The following is a 15,370-nucleotide window of genomic DNA, read 5'->3' on the forward strand; positions in this document are numbered from 1 at the left end:
CAATCTTCTTTTTTTTTTTTTTTTTTTTGTTTTTTTTTTTTTTTTTTTTTTTTCCTCCCCCCCCCTCGTGTGGCTCCGCGGCGCCGCGCCTTTCTTTATTTACCCCCACCCACACAAACCCCCCCCCCCCCGGCGCCGCAGGCGACTTACAGCAGCGCGGCCAGCCTGGCCGCGAGGACATCCCAGCGCCACTGCTCGGACACCCAGGTGCGGCCGGCGACGCCCATCGCCGCTGCCCGGTCACGGTCCGAGAGGACCGCGACGATCGTGTCCGCCACCGACCGCACCGACCGGCCGTCGACGACGTGCCCGGTCTCCCCCTCCCGCACCGTCTCCGGGGCGCCACCGGAATCGCCGGCAACCACCGGGACGCCGGTCGCGGAGGCCTCCAGGAACACGATCCCGAGTCCCTCGACATCGAGTCCCGCGCCCCGGGTGCGGCAGGGCATCGCGAACACGTCGGCGATGGTGTGGTGGGCCGCGAGCTCCGCCGACGGCACCCCTCCGGTGAACACGACGTGCTCCTCGACGCCGACCGCGACCGCGAGCCTGCGCAGGGATTCGGCGTAGGGGCCGCCGCCGACGATCACCAGCACCGCACCGTCGATCGCCGCCCGGATCCGCGGCAACGCCCGGATCAGGACGTCCTGACCCTTGCGCGGCACCAGCCGGGACAGGCACAGGATGGTCGGCCGCTCGCCAAGGCCGTACCGGGCCCGCAGCTCGGCCCGCGCCGCCGGGTCCGGGCGGAAGCGGTCACTGTCCACGCCGGGCGGGACGTGCTCGAGGCCGGCGTGCGGCCCGAACGCGGCGGAGAACCGGCGCCGGGTGTACTTGCTGACATAGGTGATCGCATCGGTGGTGTCGCCGATCCGGCGCAGCGCCTGCCGTGCCCCGGGGATCATCGACCAGCCGACCTCGTGGCCGTGCGTGCTCGCGACGATCCGCTGTGCCCCCGCCCGTCGCAGGTGCGGGCCAAGCAACGCCAATGGCGCCGCCGCACCGAACCAGACGCTGTCGCAGTCGTGCGCGCGCACCAGTTTCGCGGCCCTCCGTGCCACCAGCGGGGTCGGCAGCATCAGCGTGGTGGGATGCCGGACCACCTCGAACGGCTGGGCGGCGTCGAACCTGCGGTGGCTGTCGCCGCGCCACCGCGGCGCGTACACCACCAGCTCGTTCGCGGGCAACGCGGCGGTCAGCGACTGCAGATAGGACTGGATACCACCCGGTCGCGGTGGAAAGTCGTTCGTCACCAACAGGGTTCGGCGCATCCGTCCACCGTATTCGGTACCCGAACCTGCCGCGCCGCAGGGTCGGTCACGAGATCCGCGCCGCGAGCCAGGACCCCCACTGCCCAACCAGTTCCCGGCTGTCGATTCCGAGGGTCCGTTCGATCCGCTCGTCGGCAACCGGCGCCTCGACGGGTCCCGCCGCCAGTTCCCGGTACAGCGACCGCAGCCGGTCCTCCCCGAACTGGTCCGCGATGAACGCCGCCACCGTCCACGCCGATTCGTATGCGACCGTTGCGCGTTCACCACCTGCCGCGAAGTCCGCGTCGGCGGGCAGTCGGTCCGGGGGTCCGTGCATCGCGACGGCGGCGGACACGGTCGGAGCGACCGCATGGACGTCGACACCGGAGCCGCGGTGGCCGACGTAGTCCGCAAACCCCTCCAGCATCCACATCGGCGACCCGTCGAGGGTCTCGGCCCGGGTGGCGATGTGGGTGAGTTCGTGACGCAGCACCGACCGCCGGGCCCCCTCGGTCAGGCGGTTGCCCGCGGTGGGGCTGAACACGACCCGCTGCCCGGTGACGGCACCGGAGTCCGGCGCGACCGCGTCGGAGGTCGCGACGGCCGCGATGTCGGCGCCGCTGTGCTCGGTGCCGACCTGCGCGGCGAACTCGTCCTGCTCGGCGGTCACCAGCACCACCGCTCGGCGGGACCAGTTCGGACCCCACATTTCGGTGACGGCGGGCACCGCCGCCACGAGGTCGGCGGCGACCGCGTCGACCCGCTCGTCCTGCCACGGATGGCCGATGACCACCGATGTCCCGCCGTCGGTCTGCACGGTCCGGACGGTCACCGGGCCGAAATCCCAGGGCCCACGCCAGGTTCGGCGGTCGTACTCCGGGAGCGGACGGTCGGAGACGAGTTTCCACTGCTCGCCGCGCCGCGCCACCACCAACGCCACCGGCTTGCGGGTCGGCCCAAGATCGGCGCCCGCGATCGCGTAGCGCAGATACACCTGCGGCGCCCACACATCGGTGGCCTGCAGTTGCTCGGCGAGGTCGGTCGGCACCGGCGTTTCCGGGCCGCGGCCGATCTCGTACCCGAAGTCGGCCAGCGGCACCGCGGCCAGCGCGTGCATCCTCCGCACCTCGGAGGGCAGGAATTCGGGCATCGCGCCCGGGTCGAACAGCGCGGCGAGCGCGGGCTCGTCCCCGGCGCGGACGGCCGCCGACCATCGGTCCAGCAGGTCGCGGACCCCGGTGCGGCGCGCCTCCTCGAACGGGTTGGCCTGCTCCGCGGTTGGCGCCTGCTGCGATTCGACGGAGGGCTGCTGCAGCACCAGGCCGGCCGCGCCAGCGACGACGGTCAGCAACCCGGCCAGCGCCAGCGCCTCCCAGGTCCGGATCGTGCGGCGAGCCGGCCGCGGCGCGTCCCCCCGTTCGATGATCAGTACCGGCGCGCGCCGTAGAACGGGTACGCGTCGACCGGCGCCACCTTCACCGGGACGCCGAAGGTGGAGGCGTGCACGATGTTCCCGTTGCCCGTGTACATCCCCACGTGCGAGGCGTCGGAGTAGTAGAGCACCAGGTCGCCCGGCTGCAGGTTCTCCTTGCGGACGGGGGTTCCGCCCGCGGCCTGCGCCTGACTCGAGCGGGGCAGGACCTTGCCGATCTGCTTGTACGCCCACACCATCAGGCCCGAGCAGTCGTAGCCGTCGGGTCCGGTCGCGCCCCACACGTAGGGCTTGCCGACCTGGGTGAGCGCCGCCTGCACGGCACTGGAGTTCGCGCCGGGGACCAGGCCGGCGAGGACCGTCGACGGGTCGAAGCCGGGCGGGAACGCGGACCCGGCGAGGGTGTCCTTCTCCGCGCTGGTCAGATCCGCGAACGCGGCCGTGACCTGGGATATCTGGCCCTGCAGGTCGCTCTGGGTTCGCTGCAGGTCGTCGCTGATCGAGCGGGCGTGCTCGGTGGCCGTCCTCGCGTCGTCCGCGGATTGCCGGGACGACTCCTCCGCGGCGACCGCGGCGTCGCTCGCCTCGGTGAACTCGCGGACCTGCGCGGCGGTGTCCGCGGAGAGCACGCTGAGCGTCGACATCTGGTCGAGGAGCTGCTGCGGCGAGTCCGACACCATCACCGCGAACAGCCGGTTGACGCGGCCGCCCTGATAGTTGGCGACGGTGAGCCGGTCCACCGCGGGCTGGAACCGGGCCATCGTCGCCCTGGCCTCGTCGAGACGGCGCAGGTCCTGCTCGTGCCGGGCCTCGGCGTCGCGCTGCACGGACAGCTTGGAGTCGAGGTCGATCTGCGCGTTGTGCATCGCCTCGGTGGTCTGTTCGGCCTTGCGGGACAGGTCCGCGAGCCGCTCGAGCGCGGCCGTCGGGTTGTCGATCGCGGGGTCGGCCACCGCGGGCCCGGTGCCCGCCGCGACGAGAACGAGTGAAAGCAGCCCGGTTGCGATCGCGGTAGACCGCGTCCTCAGTGACGCCACGTGCCGGGTGCTCCTGTTCTTTTCTTCACCGAAAGGTCTCGGCAAGGTTACGGAACGGCCCGCCGTGATGTCCACCCCGGTGTTCCGGACATTCCGCCCGCCGGTGACCCACCCCCGCATACGCCGACGGGCCCGCCGATCCGGTGTGGATCGACGGGCCCGTCGGCGGCTGGGCCGCCACGCTTCTTCCCCGAGCGTGGCGAGCGGCGATGTCAGTAGCGGCGGGCGCCGTCCATCGGCATCGAGGCGATCGGGGCGCGCTTGACCGGGGTGCCGGAGGTGGCGGCGTGGATGACCTCACCGTTGCCCGCGTAGATCCCCGAGTGCGATCCGCCGTAGAAGGACACGACGTCACCGGGCTGCAGCGCGTTGGTGGCCACCGGCGTTCCCGCTGCCGCCTGGTCGTAGCTGGTGCGCGGCAGGTTCAGGCCCGCCTGCTTGAAGGCCCACTGGATCAGGCCGGAGCAGTCGAAGGCGTCCGGGCCTGCGGCACCCCACACGTACGGCGAGCCAATCTTGCTGGCTGCCGCCTCGACGGCCTTCTGGCCTGCGGTGAGAATGGGGGCAGGGGCGGGCGCGGGGGCACCGGGGAGGACCGGGAGCTGCGGGAGCCCGGGGATCTCGATGGTCTGCGCGGGAACGCCGGGGATGTCGAAGGTGCCGACGCCGGGAACCGTGACGGGCTCGGCAAGGGCGGGCGCCGCGGAGGCGGTGATCGCGCCGACGGCGAGAATGCCTGCGACGGCGACGCGCCGGGCCTTGATGATCGGTGTTGCCACGAAAGGAGGGGCCTTTCTTCCATTCTGCCGCCGACCGGGTTAGCTGACGGGTTCGGGCTGGGAAGATCAGCCCTACCCGGCGGCGCGCGGCTGCGCTCCGACGGGATTCACCCCAGTGGAAACGTGGGTCCCCGATTCGATTCCCTTGCGGGCCATCGATTAGGCGGTACCTCGCGATGCTGCGCCGGTGTGGCGCGGCAAGACTCCGCAAGGTCTCAACGAGATTACGAAAGGCCCCCGCCGCTGTCGATTCGACCGGGCGAGCAAACCGGACAATTGTCGCGTTTCGCCCACCAACCGACCGTCCGGCCCGATCTTGATCACAAACCGATAACGACCACCTGGTCTGTGTTCACCCGCCGCCTGCCGCGGACCCGGCGACGACGCCCGTCACCCGCACCAGCACGGTTCGTTCGTCCAGTTCAGTACCCTGCGGGCGATCACAACCGACCACTCGGTCGGCGCGGGGCCGCCCGCCGCATGGAGCCCGCAACCCGGTAGCGACATCCGCCGGGCGGGACGGCGGCGCCGACCCGACGCCGACGGCAAATCCGGATCCGTGTGACGCTCGTCTCAACACGGCCGGAACGGCGTGTCGGCGGGCCTGTCGGTGCCGCCGCCTAGCCTCGGCCAGGTGAGTTCCCGTGACGCCGCACACCAGCTGACGTTCGACGAGCTGGACACCCCGCTGCGGGACACCACCTTCGTCGTCGTCGACCTCGAGACCACCGGCAGCAGCGCAGGCGAGGACGCCATCACCGAGATCGGCGCGGTCAAGATCCGCGGCGGTGAGGTGATCGGCGAACTCGGCACCCTCGTCGACCCCGGTCGCACCGTGCCCCCGTACATCGTCCAGCTCACCGGCATCACCTCCGCGATGCTCGTCGACGCCCCGCGCATCGAGCGGGTGCTGCCCAGCTTCCTCGAGTTCGCCCGCGGCGCCGTCCTCGTCGCCCACAACGCACCGTTCGACGTCGGATTCCTGAAGGCCGCGGCGTCGCGGCTCGACCTCGCCTGGCCGCCGTTCCAGGTGCTGTGCACGGTCAAGCTCGCCCGCCGGGTGCTGTCCAGGGAGGAGGCGCCGTCGGTGAAGCTGTCCGCCCTTGCCGACCTGTTCCAGGTCACCACCCGACCCACGCACCGGGCCCTCGACGACGCCCGCGCCACCGTCGACGTTCTGCACGCCCTGATCGAGCGGGTCGGCAACCTCGGCGTGCACAGCTATCCCGAGCTCGTCGATTACCTGCCCAACGTGTCGGCGGCCCAACGGGGCAAGCGGGGGCTCGCCGCGCACCTGCCCCGCACCCCCGGCGTCTATCTGTTCCGCGGCCCCTCCGACGAGGTCCTCTACGTCGGCACCGCCGTGAACCTGCAGCGCCGGGTCCGCGGCTACTTCACCGGATCCGAGACCCGTGCCCGGATGAAGGAGATGGTGGCCCTCGCCACCCGCGTCGACCACGTCGAGTGCGCGCACGGGCTTGAGGCCGCGGTGCGCGAACTGCGCCTGCTCGCCGCGCACGCCCCGCCCTACAACCGCCGCTCGAAGTTCCCGAAACGCGCGTGGTGGATCACCATGACCGAGGAACCGTTTCCCCGGTTCTCGATCACGCGGACGCCGCGACCCGACGCCCTCGGCCCGTTCACGAGCCGCACCGACGCCGCCGACGTGGCAGCCACGATCGCCGAAGCATGCCGAATCCGCAGCTGCACCAAAAAGATTCGACCCGATCAGCTGCACGGGGCGGACTGCCCGGACGCGGCGGTCGGCGGCTGCCCGGCCGGCGGGGAGCCGCAGGACCCGGCCGGGTACGGCGCGGCCGTCGACGCCGCCCGCGCCCTCATCCGCGGCGCCGACGACACCGCCCTGCACCGGCTGCGCGCCCGGATCGACCACCTCGCGACCACCGAACTGTTCGAGAGCGCCGCCCGGCAGCGGGACCGCACCGCCGCCCTCGGCACGGCGCTGCGCCGCTGCCAACGGCTCGCCGCGGTCGCCGCCGTCGACGAACTGATCGCGGCCCGCCCCCGCGACGGCGGCGGCTGGGAGTTCGCGGTGATCCGCAGCGGCAGGCTCGCCTCCGCGGGTGTCGCGCAGCGGGGCGTCCCGCCGATGCCGGTGGTGGACGCCCTGACGCTGTCCGCGGAGACGGTGCTGCCCGACCCGTCGCCGCTGCGTGGCGCGACGGCAGGGGAGGTCGGGTTGATCGCGTCCTGGCTCGACGGCCCCGGCGTTCGGATCGTCCGCACCAGCCACGGGTACGCCGAACCCGCGCACGGTGCAGGCGCGTGGCAGCAGTGGTGCGCGCTCGCGCGGGGCGCGGCGTCCTAGGCTGAGGACCACCCACCCCTATTAGTAAGGAGCGAGATGATCAACGCCATCGTCCTCATTCACGCCGAGGCGAACCGCATCCCCGAGACCGCGCAGGCCGTCGCCGACATCACCGGGGTGTCCGAGGTGTACTCGTGCGCGGGCGACGTCGATCTGATCGCGATCGTCAAGGTCCGCGACCACGAGCAGATCGCCGATGTGGTGACGGGCTCGATCAACAAGGTGGACGGGGTGCTGCGCACCACCACCCACATCGCGTTCCGTTCCTATGCGAGCGCGGACGTCGAGGCCGCCTTCTCCATCGGCGAGTGACACCGGCCTGCGCCGCCGCCGCGCCTCGGCGCGGGCTGGCGGTCAGCCGGCGAGGCGGGTACTGACCGCGACCCAGCGGTCCAGCAACGCCGCGGCGGCGCCGCTGTCGATGACCTCGACGGCCCTGCCCATCCCCGCACGCAGGGCCTCGGTCAGGTCGCCGCCCAGGCCGCGATGGGCGGCGATCGCGGCACCCGCATTGAGCACGACAGCGTCGTGCACGGCGCCGCGGTCACCGGCAAGGACCGCCCGCGCGATCACCGCGTTCGCCTCGGCGTCCCCACCCCGCAGGGCGTCCAGCGGCACCCGGGCCACCCCGACCGCGGTCGGATCGATCCGGTCCTCGCGCACCTTCCCACCCTCGACGACGAACACGGTGCTGGTGGTCGAGGTGGTGATCTCGTCCAGTCCGTCGTCGCCGCGGACCACCAGCGCCGTCACCCCGCGCTCGGCGAGCACGCCGGCGACCACCGGCTGCAGGTCCGCGAATGCGCACCCGATCAGGCCGGCGCGGGGGCGGGCCGGGTTGGTCAACGGTCCGAGCACGTTAAACACCGTCGGGATGCCGATCTCCTTGCGGGGACCGGACGTGAATCGGAACGCCGGATGGAACGTCGGCGCGAAGCAGAAGCCGATCCCCACCTCACGCACGCACGCCGCGACCGCGGCCGGGTCCAGGCTGATCCGGACACCGAGCGCCTCGAGCACGTCCGCACCGCCGCTCTTCGACGACGCGGCCCGGTTGCCGTGCTTGACGACCCGCACCCCGGCCGCCGCGACCACCACCGACGCCATCGTCGAGATGTTCACGGTGTGCTGCCGGTCGCCGCCGGTACCGACGATGTCGACGGCATCGGAATCGACGTCGAGGGGACGGGCGTGCGCGAGCATCGCATCCGCGATCCCCCGCACCTCGGACGGCGTGGGGCCCTTCATCTTCAGCGCGATGCCGAACGCCGCGATCTGGGCGGAGGTGGCGTTGTCGGACATGATCTCGCCCATCGCCCACGAGGCGGTGGCCGCATCGAGATCGCGTCCGTCCGTCAGAGCGCCGAGCACCTCGGGCCACGTCCCCATTCCAACCGCCTCTTCGTCGTCGCTGTGATCCGGGGTGCAGCTTATGACGTCGTCCCGGCAGGGAACGACCGGCGGTGGCCGGTGGTCACCCGACCGCGGCGACGACCCGGGTCGCCAGGTCGTGCACCCGCTCGCACGGGTCGAACGGGATCGGCCCGCTCGCCTCGGCGGCGGCGTCGAGCTTCTTGGGGTGGACCTCGACGTCGATCAGGTGCCCGTTCCACTCCCCGGCCGGCTCCGACGGCCGGTAGGTGAGGTTCACCCCGCAGTACCGGGGCCGCTCCCATTGGCCCGGATCGGGGACGCCGTCGGACGACTCGATCCCGGTCAGGCCTGCCAGCGTGATCGGCCGCGCGCCGTCGTACAGCGCCTGCTCGGGGTTGAGGCTGAACAGCACCTCGACCTCCACCCGATACGCCTCGCCGTCCCTGGTGAGGCCGTACCCGCACTGGCCGACGCCGACCGTCGGCCGGTGGACGGTCCAGTCCGGGAAACTCGCGCGCACCAGGTCCTCAAGGCACGGGTCCTTTCCGATCAGGGAGCGGCCCTCGACCGGGACCGCTCGCGGCGGCAGCGCCACGATCCGGTCGATGATCCGGGCCAGGTAGTCGCTGGCCGCCGCGCAGCGGTCCGGCCACTCGCCGATCGCCTTGCCGTCGGACCCGACCCGGCGCACGCGCAGCGTCGCGTAGCGGCCGAAGGCGTCACCGTCGTCCACCTGCGGCAGGTGATACCAGCAGGTGTCCCGAGAGATGTCGTCGTCGGGGCCGGGATCGCGGTAGACGGTGTGCCCGCCGACGGTTTCCGCGTTCGCCTCGATGTCGGCCCGCGCCCGCGCGCTGCCCATCGTCAGCTCGAACACGTGGATCGGGCCCTGACCGTCGCCGACCACGAGGGTGCATCCGGACAGCCCCGGGCCGGTGTTCACGGCGGTCCGGGTGCCCCACCGCTCGGCGTACCCGCGATCGTGGATCGCGCAGCTGTCGGTGCCGCGGATCCGCGCCATCAGGTCGACCAGCGCGCCCGACGAGCCCCCCTCCGCGGCTTCCGAGGACCCGCCAGCGGCCGGATCCGGCGCGGCCGCGGCGTCGCTCGCCGGGATCGGGGTGCCCTCGAGTTGGGCGCATCCCGACACCCCGAGGCACAGCGCCACCGCAAGACCGACCGATACGACACCACGCAACACCCGCAACCCCCATGTGATCCCCCGGCACGGCGCGCCCTCCCCGGGACCGTCGTGCGTTTCGCCGCGGCAGAGTATCGGACGCCCCGGTGCCGGGCCGGCCTCGGGTCAGCCGGCGTCCCCGCCGACCGGTTGCAGCGCGTCCCATCCGACCGCCGTGCCCCCCGCCCGCTGCGCGAGCCCCGCCATCCGCGACTTCTCCTGCGCACAGTGCAGTGCGTCGAGGGCCTGGGTGCGCACCAGGGTCAGGGCGACGAGTTCGTCGCCGGGGGCCGCCTCCGGTGCGTCTACTGGCCGCACGGCGACGGTGTAGCCGTCCTGCGCGGCGAGCTCCGCGGCGCCGGCCACGGCGCGGGCGGGCAGCCGCAGGTGATGCCGCAGGACCGCCTCGTCCTCGGCCACCCACGCCGGGGTCGTCGCGGCCCCACGCTCGAGCGCGGCGCTGCACGATTCGGTGTCGTCGAAGCTCGCCGCGACCACCACCAGATCGGTGCGGTCCCGGTCCAGCGGCACCGTTCCTCCCCTGCCGAAAAGTGTCCGCCACCAACGTGCCCGCGCCATGTGACCACTCTCCCACGAGCGCCCACCTGCACAATCGCGGGCTGGGGCATACTGGAATTCGGGCACGACGCGCCAAGAACGGACCCGGGTGGTCCCGTCGTACGACAAGGCGTCATACTTCCTTCTGTGACGAGCGCAGTAGGGACCCAAGGATCCGCAATCACCCAGCGCGTGCACTCGCTGAACCGGCCGAACATGGTCAGCGTCGGCACCATTGTCTGGCTGTCCAGTGAGTTGATGTTCTTCGCTGGTTTGTTCGCGATGTATTTTGTCGCGCGCGCGCAGGCGAACGGCAACTGGCCGCCGGAGCCCACGGAGTTGAACCTGGCACTCGCCGTGCCGGTCACCGCGGTGCTCGTGGCGTCGTCGTTCACCTGCCAGATGGGCGTTTTCGCCGCCGAGCGCGGCGACGTCTTCGGCCTGCGCCGGTGGTACATCCTGACCCTGGCCATGGGCACGTTCTTCGTGCTCGGACAGGCATACGAGTACCTCCACCTGGTGCAGCACGGCACCACCTTCTCGAGCAGCGCCTACGGGTCGGTCTTCTACATCACGACCGGCTTCCACGGCCTGCACGTCATCGGTGGCCTCGTCGCTTTCGTCTTCTTGATCGTGCGAACCAAGGTCAGCAAGTTCACTCCCGCGCAGGCGACGGCTGCGATCGTCGTCTCGTACTACTGGCACTTCGTCGACATCGTGTGGATCGGCCTGTTCGCCACCATCTATTTCATCCGTTAGAAGCTGAACGCAGTACCCAGCCCAGTCCGTTCAGTCCGTCCCGCGAGACCAAAGGGATACAGATGAGTTCATCCCCCCCTTCACCAGCCGCCGACAGCGCGACTGCCACGAAAGCCCGTCGTCAGCGCAAGTTCCGTCGCCGCGTCACCGGCGCCCTGATCCTGATGATGGGGCTCGTCGGCGCCGGCTTCCTCGCCTCGGCCCTGACGCCTGCGCCGCAGGTCGCGACCGCGTCCGAGGACCAGTCCGCGCTGATCCGTGAGGGCAAGCAGCTGTACGACACCTCGTGTGTCACCTGCCACGGCGCGAACCTGCAGGGTGTGCAGGACCGCGGCCCCAGCCTGATCGGTGTCGGTGAGGCCGCCGTGTACTTCCAGGTCTCGTCGGGCCGCATGCCCGCGATGCGCAACGAGGCCCAGGCCCTGCGCAAGCCGCCGAAGTTCGATGCGCGGCAGACCGACGCGATCGGTGCCTACATCCAGGCCAACGGCGGCGGCCCGACCGTGGTGCGGGACGAGAACGGCGAGGTGGCGACCACCTCGCTGCGCGGCAACGACATCGCCCGCGGCAGCGAGCTGTTCCGCCTGAACTGCGCCTCCTGCCACAACTTCACCGGCCGCGGCGGCGCGCTGTCCTCCGGTAAGTTCGCTCCCCCGCTCGACCCGGCCAGCGAGCAGCAGATCTACCAGGCCATGGCCACCGGCCCGCAGAACATGCCCAAGTTCTCGGATCGTCAGCTCAGCCCGGACGAGAAGCGCGACATCATCGCCTTCATCAAGTCCGCAGGCGAGACGAAGAACCCCGGCGGCTACGGCCTCGGTGGCTTCGGTCCGGCGTCCGAGGGCATGGCCATGTGGGCCATCGGAATCGTTGCCGTTGTCGGCGCAGCACTGTGGATCGGAGCAAGGTCATGAGCGACGCCGGTCACGGCGATACGCCGAAGAAGGACTACACCCCGAAGGAGCTCGACGCGATGAGTCGCGACGAACTCGTCACCCTGGGCACCAACCTGGACGGGGTCGACGTCGCGTTCCGGCGCGAGCGTTGGACGGTCGAGGGCACCAAGGCCGAGAAGCGCGCCGAGCGCGCCGTCGCCTACTGGTTCGCGCTCGCCGGCATCTCCGCGATCGCGTTCATCGCGATCTACCTCTTCTGGCCCTGGGAGTACAAGGGCATGGGTGAAGAGGGCTACGACATGTACAGCCTCTACACCCCGCTGATCGGCCTGACGATGGGTCTGGCGATCCTCGGCCTCGGTGTCGGTGCCGTGCTGTTCACCAAGAAGTTCATCCCCGAAGAGGTCTCCATCCAGGACCGGCACGACCAGGGCGGTTCCGCCGAGGTCGACCGTCGGACCATCGTCGCCCAGCTCGGCGACTCGCTGGAGACGTCGACGCTGGGTCGCCGCAAGCTGATCAAGCGGTCCCTCGGCTTCGGTGCTGGCGCGCTCGGCGTCATGGCGATCATGCCGCTCGGTGGCCTGATCAAGAACCCGTGGGCCAAGGGCGACAAGTCGGACCTGTGGACCTCGGGTTGGACCCCGACGTTCCCCGGCGAGACCATCTACCTGCGCCGCTACACCGGCCGCCCGCACGACATCGTGCTGGTGCGCCCGGAGGACCTCGACGCGGGCGCGATGGAGACGGTGTTCCCGTTCCGTGAGTCCGAGCGTGGCAACGAGAAGGCCCTCGCGCACGCGCTCAAGCGGGCCGACAACCCGGTCATGCTGATTCGCCTGCGGACCGAGGACAGCGACCGCGCGGTCCGCCGCAAGGGCCAGGAGAGCTTCAACTTCGGCGACTACTGGGCGTACTCGAAGCTGTGCACCCACCTGGGCTGCCCGACCTCGCTGTACGAGCAGCAGACCAACCGGATCCTGTGCCCGTGCCACCAGTCGCAGTTCGACGCCCTGCACTTCGGTAAGCCGATCTTCGGTCCCGCCGCTCGCGCCCTCCCCCAGTTGCCGATTACAGTCAACGAAGAGGGCTTCCTCGTCGCCAACGGTGACTTCGTCGAGGCCCTCGGCCCCGGATTTTGGGAGCGTCGTTCATGACAACCATCACTGGCGGCCAGTCGAAGGCCGCAGCGCACGCCGCGAAGGCGGGCGAGAACCTGGATTCGCGGTACCACCTCGCGGCGGGCATGCGCAAGCAGATCAACAAGGTCTTCCCGACCCACTGGTCCTTCATGCTCGGCGAGATCGCGCTGTACAGCTTCATCATCCTGCTGATCTCGGGTGTGTACCTCACCCTGTTCTTCGACCCGTCGATGGCGGAGGTCGTCTACAACGGCGCCTACCAGCCGCTGCGCGGCGTCGAGATGTCGAAGGCATACGCGACCACCCTGAACATCTCGTTCGAGGTGCGCGGTGGCCTGTTCGTCCGGCAGATCCACCACTGGGCCGCGCTGATGTTCGCCGCGTCGATCATCATCCACCTGCTGCGCATCTTCTTCACCGGTGCGTTCCGTCGCCCGCGTGAGGCGAACTGGGTGATCGGCTCGCTGCTGCTGATCCTGGCGATGTTCGAGGGCTTCTTCGGCTACTCCCTGCCCGACGACCTGCTGTCCGGCACCGGCCTCCGCGCCGCCCTGTCCGGCATCACGCTCTCGGTTCCGATCGTCGGCAGCTGGCTGCAGTTCCTGATCTTCGACGGCGACTTCCCTGGCACGCTGATCATCCCGCGCCTGTACGTCGCGCACGTGCTGCTGGTTCCCGGCATCATCCTGGCCCTGATCGGCGCCCACCTGGCGCTGGTCTGGTACCAGAAGCACACCCAGTTCCCGGGCACCGGCCGCACCGAGGACAACGTCGTCGGCGTCCGGATCCTCCCGGTGTTCGCCCTCAAGGGTGGCGCGTTCTTCGCCTTCACCTTCGGCATCCTCGCCGTCATGGGTGGCGTGCTGCAGATCAACCCGATCTGGAACATCGGCCCGTACAACGCGTCGCAGGTGTCCGCGGGCTCGCAGCCCGACATCTACATGATGTGGACGGACGGCATGGCTCGACTGTGGCCGGCGTGGGAGATCTATCCGTTCGGGGGCCGCTACACGGTGCCCGCGGTGTTCGCGGTCGCGCTGATCATGGGCCTGGTGTTCACGGCACTGATCGCCTACCCGTGGATCGAGAAGAAGTTCACCAAGGACGATGCGCACCACAACCTGCTGCAGCGTCCGCGTGACGTCCCGGTCCGCACCGGCATCGGCGCGATGGCCATCGTCTTCTACGTGATCCTGACGCTGATGTGCATCAACGACATCATCGCGTTCAAGTTCGACATCTCGCTGAACGCGACGACGTGGATGGGCCGCATCGGCCTGGTGCTGCTGCCGCCGATCGTCTACTTCATCACCTACCGGTTCTGCATCGGGCTGCAGCGCAGCGACCGCGCGGTGCTCGAGCACGGCATCGAGACCGGCGTGATCAAGCGCCTGCCGCACGGTGAGTACGTCGAGGTGCACCAGCCGCTCGGCCCCGTGGACGACCACGGCCACCCGATCCCGCTGGCGTACCAGGGCGCGGCGATCCCGAAGAAGATGAACAAGCTCGGCTCCGCGGGCAAGCCCGGCCTGGGCAGCCTGATGGTCGCGGACCCGGCCGACGAGGCGGCCGCACTGGTTGCCGCCGAGCACGAGAAGGAGCACGAGCAGCTCGCGATCCTCAAGGCGTACCAGGACAAGGCGCACGGCGTCGAGTCCGAGGCGCCCAGCGGCTCGCACGCCATCGACTCCTCCGACGGCGACGCCAAGCACTGACTCCGGTCACGCTCGCACACGGGGAAGGCCCCGAACCCGCACAGGGTTCGGGGCCTTCCCCGTTTCTGGTCAACGGATACGGGTCGCGTGAGGTGGAGGTGAACCCGCCCCTGCCGCTGAGCGTCGCCATACCGGTGACGCTCGCACTGCCCACGCCGCAGTCTCGGCCCACCCCGCGGTCTCGGCGCTGGCCGCGGCTCAGTCCCGCCACACCTCGGTGTAGCTGTACCAGCCGCCGCCGAGGTCGGTGGCGGTGAGGTCGACATCTCCCGCGGGTGCACCGTCCGGCGCATACGCCCAGCCGGAGGTCACCGTCAGGAACGTCGCATCGTCATCAACGAAGAACACCGCGCCGTCCCGCCCGACGAAGACCCGCGACAACTCGAGGCCACCGATCCGCACATCCTCCGCCCGATGCTCCGGATCGTCGGGCATCGCGGCCACGTAGGCGTCGAGGTCCGCCCGCGCCGACTCGAAGTCGGCCACCGGCAGCACCGACAGGAGCAGCCCACCCGCGAGCACCGCCGCGGGGGCGGCCAGGATCCACCGGGACCACCGCCGGTCCCGGCCCACCACATACAGGGTCTTGATCGCCCACACCAGCCCTGTCACGAGCAGCACCAGCAGGATGGGTGCGCCGAAGAAGAACCGGTCCGCGTCGGTCAGGTTCCGGGTCCCCGGCCACCAGTCCGCCAGCAGGACCGTCAGCGCGGCGACCGCGGCGACGGTGACCGCGAGGACGACGGGTCCGGGTGGTGAGGCGAGCGGGTCCCGCTCCGTCCCGATCCGCGCCGCCCGTGCCCGGTCCATCGCCACTCCCCCTCGCCGCGCGCCCCCGAGTCCGGGGGCGATCGTGTGCCGCCAGCGTAGGGCAGGGACGCCGAAACGCCGCGGGCGCCACACCCGGTGGGGTGTGGCG

General features: G+C 70.7%; 14 protein-coding genes and 1 riboswitch. Of the genes, 6 read left to right on the forward strand and 8 right to left on the reverse strand.

Going from position 1 to position 15,370, the window contains the following annotated elements; translation table 11 throughout:
* Positions 1-146: 146 nt before the first annotated feature.
* The 4 genes from ACFWPA_RS19010 to ACFWPA_RS19025 form a co-directional block, all read right to left on the reverse strand.
* Complete coding sequence (locus ACFWPA_RS19010; protein ID WP_378508426.1) at positions 147-1,271, reverse strand: glycosyltransferase family 4 protein; 1,125 nt, start codon at positions 1,269-1,271, stop codon at positions 147-149.
* 46 nt (positions 1,272-1,317) lie between these two features.
* Complete coding sequence (locus tag ACFWPA_RS19015) at positions 1,318-2,601, reverse strand: peptidase MA family metallohydrolase (RefSeq protein WP_378571499.1); 1,284 nt, start codon at positions 2,599-2,601, stop codon at positions 1,318-1,320.
* Positions 2,602-2,675: 74 nt separating this feature from the next.
* Positions 2,676-3,719 carry an NlpC/P60 family protein gene (locus ACFWPA_RS19020; protein WP_378508424.1) on the reverse strand — a complete coding sequence of 348 codons (1,044 nt, stop codon included), beginning with the start codon at positions 3,717-3,719 and terminating at the stop codon, positions 2,676-2,678.
* A 212-nt stretch (positions 3,720-3,931) separates the two neighbouring features.
* Positions 3,932-4,498, reverse strand: a complete 567-nt coding sequence (locus ACFWPA_RS19025; RefSeq protein ID WP_378508423.1) for an NlpC/P60 family protein — start codon at positions 4,496-4,498, stop codon at positions 3,932-3,934.
* 12 nt (positions 4,499-4,510) lie between these two features.
* A riboswitch (cyclic di-AMP (ydaO/yuaA leader) is annotated at positions 4,511-4,674 on the reverse strand.
* Positions 4,675-5,132: 458 nt separating this feature from the next.
* On the opposite strand from ACFWPA_RS19025, the gene ACFWPA_RS19030 reads away from it, so the two are divergent.
* Positions 5,133-6,827, forward strand: a complete 1,695-nt coding sequence (locus tag ACFWPA_RS19030) for a DEDD exonuclease domain-containing protein (RefSeq protein ID WP_378571501.1) — start codon at positions 5,133-5,135, stop codon at positions 6,825-6,827.
* A gap of 36 nt (positions 6,828-6,863) precedes the next feature.
* Positions 6,864-7,139 carry an Lrp/AsnC family transcriptional regulator gene (locus ACFWPA_RS19035; RefSeq protein ID WP_378508421.1) on the forward strand — a complete coding sequence of 92 codons (276 nt, stop codon included), beginning with the start codon at positions 6,864-6,866 and terminating at the stop codon, positions 7,137-7,139.
* A 42-nt stretch (positions 7,140-7,181) separates the two neighbouring features.
* Here ACFWPA_RS19035 and trpD read toward each other — a convergent pair whose 3' ends face one another.
* From trpD to ACFWPA_RS19050, 3 genes are all read right to left on the reverse strand, one after another.
* Positions 7,182-8,216: an anthranilate phosphoribosyltransferase gene (gene trpD / locus ACFWPA_RS19040; protein ID WP_378508420.1), complete on the reverse strand. Its 1,035-nt coding sequence runs from the start codon at positions 8,214-8,216 to the stop codon at positions 7,182-7,184.
* Between the two features lie 85 nt (positions 8,217-8,301).
* Positions 8,302-9,399: a hypothetical protein gene (locus ACFWPA_RS19045; protein ID WP_378508419.1), complete on the reverse strand. Its 1,098-nt coding sequence runs from the start codon at positions 9,397-9,399 to the stop codon at positions 8,302-8,304.
* Positions 9,400-9,507: 108 nt separating this feature from the next.
* Complete coding sequence (locus ACFWPA_RS19050) at positions 9,508-9,960, reverse strand: hypothetical protein (protein ID WP_378508418.1); 453 nt, start codon at positions 9,958-9,960, stop codon at positions 9,508-9,510.
* Between the two features lie 126 nt (positions 9,961-10,086).
* Between ACFWPA_RS19050 and ACFWPA_RS19055 the strand changes: the two genes are divergently transcribed.
* The 4 genes from ACFWPA_RS19055 (at position 10,087) to ACFWPA_RS19070 (ending at position 14,451) form a co-directional block, all read left to right on the forward strand.
* Positions 10,087-10,698 carry a heme-copper oxidase subunit III gene (locus ACFWPA_RS19055; RefSeq protein WP_378508417.1) on the forward strand — a complete coding sequence of 204 codons (612 nt, stop codon included), beginning with the start codon at positions 10,087-10,089 and terminating at the stop codon, positions 10,696-10,698.
* Positions 10,699-10,760: 62 nt separating this feature from the next.
* The gene (locus ACFWPA_RS19060; RefSeq protein ID WP_378508416.1) at positions 10,761-11,612 is read left to right on the forward strand and encodes a c-type cytochrome; all 852 of its coding nucleotides are present in this window, start codon (positions 10,761-10,763) and stop codon (positions 11,610-11,612) included.
* Positions 11,609-12,751, forward strand: a complete 1,143-nt coding sequence (locus ACFWPA_RS19065; protein WP_378571503.1) for a ubiquinol-cytochrome c reductase iron-sulfur subunit — start codon at positions 11,609-11,611, stop codon at positions 12,749-12,751. Before ACFWPA_RS19060 ends, ACFWPA_RS19065 begins: the two co-directional genes overlap by 4 nt.
* Complete coding sequence (locus ACFWPA_RS19070; protein ID WP_378508414.1) at positions 12,748-14,451, forward strand: cytochrome bc complex cytochrome b subunit; 1,704 nt, start codon at positions 12,748-12,750, stop codon at positions 14,449-14,451. The genes ACFWPA_RS19065 and ACFWPA_RS19070 overlap by 4 nt, the downstream gene beginning before the upstream one ends.
* 198 nt (positions 14,452-14,649) lie before the next feature.
* Here the strand turns inward: ACFWPA_RS19070 and ACFWPA_RS19075 are convergent.
* Positions 14,650-15,370: hypothetical protein (locus ACFWPA_RS19075; RefSeq protein WP_378571505.1), on the reverse strand; the 721-nt coding region annotated here is incomplete at its 5' end.

The organism is Rhodococcus sp. NPDC058505 (genome assembly GCF_042720095.1).
Lineage (GTDB): Bacteria > Actinomycetota > Actinomycetes > Mycobacteriales > Mycobacteriaceae > Rhodococcus_G.